1 protein-coding gene is annotated in these 670 nt (G+C 56.9%); it reads left to right on the plus strand.

The window, feature by feature from the left end; translation table 11 throughout:
* Window positions 1–670: cytochrome c biogenesis protein CcsA (ccsA, locus tag HF921_RS12500; RefSeq protein ID WP_215893927.1), on the plus strand; the 670-nt coding region annotated here is incomplete at both ends.

Raw genomic sequence — 670 nt, forward strand, 5'->3', positions numbered from 1 at the left:
TGTCACGCTCGTTGCCGTTGGCATCCATTGGCGCGCCTTTCAAGTGGCCTTCCTGACCGTGCTGAGTGCCGCGTTGTTGGGTGTCTGGCTATATAGCATTGGGCAAACGCCCGCCAACGACGTCATCTTGCGCTACGTGCTGCAGGGTTACGCCGGCGTCATGTGGATGGTCGGGTTTTTTTTGGCGGCCACGGCGGCTTACCTGATAAATTTCTTTACCCTCTCGGAAAAGGTGGGGCGTCTGGCAACGGGGCTGACCTGGGTTGGCGTGCTCATGGGTTTCATCGCCCTTGGTGTGCGTTGGCGCGAAACCTACATCGGGCATCCCGACTGGGGGCATGTCCCGGTGACCAATCTTTGGGAGGTGATGGTGGTATTTTGTGCGGCCACCTCCCTCTTCTACCTCTACTATGAATCCCGCTTCAAGTCCAAAGCGCTAGGCGCTTTTGTGATGCCGTTGGTGGCTGTGGCTGCAGTGTTTCTGCTCTGGCTCACGTTTGTCCAGCATATGAATCGCATAGCCCCTATCATTCCGGCATTGCAGAGCTTCTGGATGAAACTGCATGTGCCCATGATGTTTGTGTCTTATGCGAACTTTACCATCGCCAGTCTGGTGGGCCTCGCCTACATTCTCGCTGACCGCTCGCGTAGAAGCGGCGGTGGCGGGATT

The organism is Acidithiobacillus ferriphilus (assembly GCF_018854775.1).
Classification (GTDB): domain Bacteria; phylum Pseudomonadota; class Gammaproteobacteria; order Acidithiobacillales; family Acidithiobacillaceae; genus Acidithiobacillus; species Acidithiobacillus ferriphilus.